The 4,618-nt window shown below is 68.3% G+C and carries 3 protein-coding genes and 1 pseudogene; all 4 read left to right on the forward strand.

Translation table 11 applies throughout. The annotated features are described in order from the left end of the window. A partial coding sequence (gene kdpB / locus VN520_RS18270) for a potassium-transporting ATPase subunit KdpB (protein ID WP_325747994.1) occupies positions 1 to 1,451 on the forward strand: 1,451 nt, incomplete at its 5' end. A gap of 47 nt (positions 1,452 to 1,498) precedes the next feature. Further along, on the forward strand, positions 1,499 to 2,167 hold the full coding sequence (locus VN520_RS18275; RefSeq protein ID WP_325747995.1) for a potassium-transporting ATPase subunit C: 669 nt from the start codon (positions 1,499 to 1,501) through the stop codon (positions 2,165 to 2,167). Between the two features lie 554 nt (positions 2,168 to 2,721). Beyond that, entirely contained in the window at positions 2,722 to 3,720 is a 999-nt protein-coding gene (locus tag VN520_RS18280) for a glycoside hydrolase family 11 protein (RefSeq protein ID WP_325747996.1), read from the forward strand. A 112-nt stretch (positions 3,721 to 3,832) separates the two neighbouring features. Next, positions 3,833 to 4,582: pseudogene (locus tag VN520_RS18285) on the forward strand (polysaccharide deacetylase family protein); the annotation flags it as partial. Positions 4,583 to 4,618 lie beyond the last annotated feature (36 nt).

The following is a 4,618-nucleotide window of genomic DNA, read 5'->3' on the forward strand; positions in this document are numbered from 1 at the left end:
TGGTCGAGGGCGCCGCCCGGCAGAAGACCCCCAACGAGATCGCGCTCGGCATCCTGCTGGCATCACTGACCGTCGTCTTCCTGCTCGCCGTCGTGACGCTCCAGCCGTTCGCGGTCCACGCCGGCGCCGAGCAGTCCATGACCGTGCTCACCGCGCTGCTGGTCTGCCTGATCCCGACGACCATCGGCGCGCTCCTCTCCGCGATCGGCATCGCGGGTATGGACCGTCTCGTCCAGCGCAACGTCCTGGCCATGTCGGGGCGCGCGGTGGAGGCGGCGGGCGACGTGTCGACGCTTCTCCTCGACAAGACGGGCACGATCACGTTCGGCAACCGGCAGGCCGCGGAGTTCGTGCCGGTGGAGGGTGTGACCGAGGCGGAACTGGCCGGGGCCGCGCAGCTTTCGTCGCTGGCCGACGAGACTCCCGAGGGCCGCTCGATCGTGACGCTCGCGAAGGAGAGGTACGGTCTGCCCGACCGCCACCGGAGCGGGTTCGCCCCTGCCACCTGGGTCGCCTTCACGGCCCGGACCCGTATGTCGGGAGTGGACCTGGACGGCCTCAGCGCCCGCAAGGGAGCGGCCGGTTCGGTCCTCGCCTGGGTGCGGGAGCGGGGCGGCCGTGCCGCCGGTGACGCCGGCCGGCTCGCCGACCGGATCTCCGAGGCCGGCGGCACTCCGCTGCTGGTCGCGGTCGAGGACGCGAGGGGCGCCCGGGTCCTGGGTGTCGTCCATCTGAAGGACGTCGTCAAGGACGGTATGCGGGAGCGGTTCGACGAACTGCGCCGGATGGGCATCAAAACCGTCATGATCACGGGTGACAACCCGCTGACCGCCCGGGCGATCGCCGAGGAGGCGGGAGTCGACGACTTCCTCGCCGAGGCCACTCCCGAGGACAAGATGGCCCTCATCAAGCGGGAGCAGGCCGGGGGCAAGCTCGTCGCGATGACGGGCGACGGAACCAACGACGCCCCGGCGCTCGCCCAGGCCGATGTCGGCGTGGCGATGAACACCGGCACCTCGGCCGCCAAGGAGGCCGGGAACATGGTGGACCTGGACTCCGACCCCACGAAGCTCATCGAGATCGTCGGGATCGGCAAGCAGCTCCTCATCACCCGGGGCGCCCTGACCACGTTCTCCATAGCCAACGATGTCGCGAAGTACTTCGCGATCATCCCGGCCATGTTCGCGGTGGTGTACCCGGGGCTGGATAAGCTCAACGTGATGGGACTGGCGTCGCCGGAGTCGGCGATCCTGTCCGCCGTCATCTTCAACGCGCTGGTCATCATCGCCCTCGTACCGCTGGCCCTGAAGGGCGTCAGGTACCGGCCCGTCAGCGCCGACAGGATGCTCCGCCGCAACCTCGGGATCTACGGACTCGGCGGTCTGATCGCCCCGTTCGCCGGCATCAAGCTCATCGACCTGTGCATCTCCCTCGTTCCCGGGCTCTCCTGAAGTCCCTCGTTCCCGGGCTCTCCTGAAGCAGAAACGGCTGATCAGCCATGAACACCTCCTTGAAGAACACCGTCCGGACGCTCGGAGCGGGGCTGCGCGCCCTGCTCGTCCTGAGCGTCATCTGCGGCATCCTCTACCCGCTCGCCGTGACGGGCGTCGCCCAGGCTCTCTTCAGCACGGAAGCCAACGGCTCCGAGCTCCGGGACGGAAGCGGACACACCGTCGGATCGTCCCTGATCGGTCAGACGTACAACCTGCCGAAGCAGAACCCGGACGAGACGCCGAAGCCGGACCTGAGGTGGTTCCAGCCCCGCCCCTCCAACGGTCTCGGCAGCAACAGCGTCAACCTCCGGTACTCGCTGATCCTCTCCGGCGCCACCAACCGCTCCGCGGACAACGCCGAGTTGATCCGGTGGGTCACCGAGGCGAGGGCGGCGGTCGTCGCGGACAACTCCACCCCCTCCTTCACGGTGCGGCCCGACGACATACCTGCCGACGCGGTCACGTCCTCCGGTTCGGGCCTCGACCCGCACATCTCCCCCGCGTACGCGAAGCTCCAGATCCACCGGGTGGCGGAGCGGAACGGCCTTCCCGTCCAGCAGGTGGCAGAGCTCGTGGACGAGCACACCGAAGGGCGCATCCTCGGGTTCATGGGCGAGCCCCGGGTCAACGTCCTGGAGCTCAACACCGCGCTCAGGGAAGCGGGCGAGGGCTGACTCCGGCTCGGCGCGCTCAACCTCCGAGGCGGCGGTGCCGGACAAAATCGCCGCCCTCCGGCGAGCCCGCCCCACAGCGACGGCCGGCCCTCTCCCCGAAGTCCTGTGCCCTCGCGTGCCTCCTCACTTCACAGCAGTCCGAGTGCTTCCGAAACTTTCGAGAACATCGAACGCAAATCTCGATATGAACTTCGAGATCATCATGCACGACAGCATTTCCGTTGACCCTCTACAGACCTGAACAGGTAAAAGACTTTCACCATGTTCCACATCAAGGATCGACGCTTTCGTAATCTGTGTCGAAACCATTGACACTCGGCAGGGGCAGTTCAACACTGTTCGCCGTCGACAGACTTCAACCACTGTCGATCCGGGTCCACCCCGACCCGGTATCCAGGCCGGTCGCCGAGCGTGATGACCGGCCCAGTCCGGCCGGGAAGCCCGCCACCGACGCGCGAACCGTCACCAGCTGTTCACCGACATCCCCACAGGGGGCGTTCCGCGCTGTCCGGGCCCCCGCCCGGCCTCACGAGGACGAGGAGGAAAGAACGCACATGAACGACGCACCCGCACAGCCGACGAGCCGCACACGCGGCTGGTTCAGACGCACCGTCCGCAACGTCTTCGCCATGGCGATGGCCGCCGTGGCCGTGCTGGCCCTGCCCGGCACGGCCACGGCCGACACGGTCGTCAACTCGAACCGGACCGGCACCGACAACGGGTACTACTACTCCTTCTGGACCGACAGCCCAGGCACCGTCTCGATGAACCTGTCGTCCGGCGGCCGCTACGGCACCTCCTGGAGCAACACCGGGAACTTCGTCGCCGGCAAGGGCTGGAGCACCGGTGGACGCAGGAGCGTGACCTACTCGGGCACCTTCAACCCGTCCGGCAACGCCTACCTGACCCTCTACGGATGGTCGACGAACCCGCTCGTCGAGTACTACATCGTCGACAACTGGGGCACCTACCGCCCGACGGGCACGTTCAAGGGCACCGTCACCAGCGACGGCGGTACGTACGACATCTACGAGACGACCCGCGTCAACGCCCCCTCCATCGAGGGCACTCGCACGTTCAAGCAGTTCTGGAGCGTCCGGCAGTCGAAGAGGACCGGCGGAACCATCACCACCGGCAACCACTTCGACGCGTGGGCCCGGCAGGGGATGAACCTGGGCACCTTCAACTACATGATCATGGCCACCGAGGGCTACCAGAGCAGCGGCAGCTCCGACATCACTGTGGGCGCGACCTCCGGGGGCGGCGGCGACGGGGGCGGCGGTAGCGGCGGCTGCACCGCCACCGTCTCCGCGGGCCAGAAGTGGAGCGACCGCTACAACCTCGATGTCACGGTCTCCGGCTCCAGCAACTGGACCGTCACCATGAACGTGCCCTCCCCCGCCAAGGTCCTCTCCACCTGGAACACCACCGCCTCCTACCCCAGCGCCCAGGTGCTGACCGCCAAGTCCAACGGCAGCGGCAACAACTGGGGCGCGACCATCCAGGCCAACGGCAACTGGACCTGGCCCACCGTCTCCTGCAGAGCAGGCTGACACCCGGGCAACCAGCAGATCGCAGCACCGGGGCGGCGGTTCGCTCCCGCCGCCCCACCCCCAGCCGTCTCCCCCATGACCACCAGGACGAGAAAGGCTCATCCGCATGCGCATGCGCATCACGCCACGCCTGTCCTTACGGCCCGTGATCACCGCACTGGCGGTCGCCGCGACAGCCGCGACCGCCACTACCGCCGTCGAACCCACTGCCTCCCACGCCGCCACCGCTGCCGCGTGCAGCGGGTACGTCGGGCTCACCTTCGACGACGGCCCCTCCAGCAGCACGCCGGGCCTGCTGAACGCCTTGAAGCAGAACGGGCTACGGGCCACGATGTTCAACCAGGGCCAGTACGCCGCAGCCAATCCGGCCCAGGTCAGGGCGCAGGTCGACGCCGGTATGTGGGTCGGCAACCACAGTTACACCCATCCGCACCTGACCCAGCAGAGTCAGGCACAGATCGACTCGGAGCTCTCCCGCACCCAGCAGGCGATCGCGAACGCCGGCGGGGGCACGCCGAAACTGTTCCGCCCTCCGTACGGTGAGACCAACTCGACGGTGCAGTCCGTCGCCGCCAGGTACGGTCTGACCCAGGTCATCTGGGACGTCGATTCCCAGGACTGGAACGGCGCGAGCACCGATGCGATCGTGCAGGCCGCCGCCCGGCTCACCGACGGCCAGGTCATGCTCATGCACGACTGGTCCGCCAACACGCTCGCCGCGATCCCCCGTATCGCCCAGGGGCTGGCGAGCCGAGGGCTCTGCGCCGGCATGATCTCCCCGCAGACCGGCCGCGCCGTGGCTCCTGACGGCGGCAGCCCCGGCGGGGGCGGCGGTAGCGGCGGCTGCACCGCCACCGTCTCCTGCAGAGCAGGCTGACACCCGGGCAACCAGCAGATC

This window comes from Streptomyces sp., from assembly GCF_035563135.1.
GTDB lineage: Bacteria > Actinomycetota > Actinomycetes > Streptomycetales > Streptomycetaceae > Streptomyces.

Coding starts and splice junctions, on each gene's coding strand:
- VN520_RS18280 (WP_325747996.1), top strand. CDS start 2,722: ATGAACGACGCACCCGCACAGCCGACGAGCCGCACACGCGGCTGGTTC.
- VN520_RS18275 (WP_325747995.1), top strand. CDS start 1,499: ATGAACACCTCCTTGAAGAACACCGTCCGGACGCTCGGAGCGGGGCTG.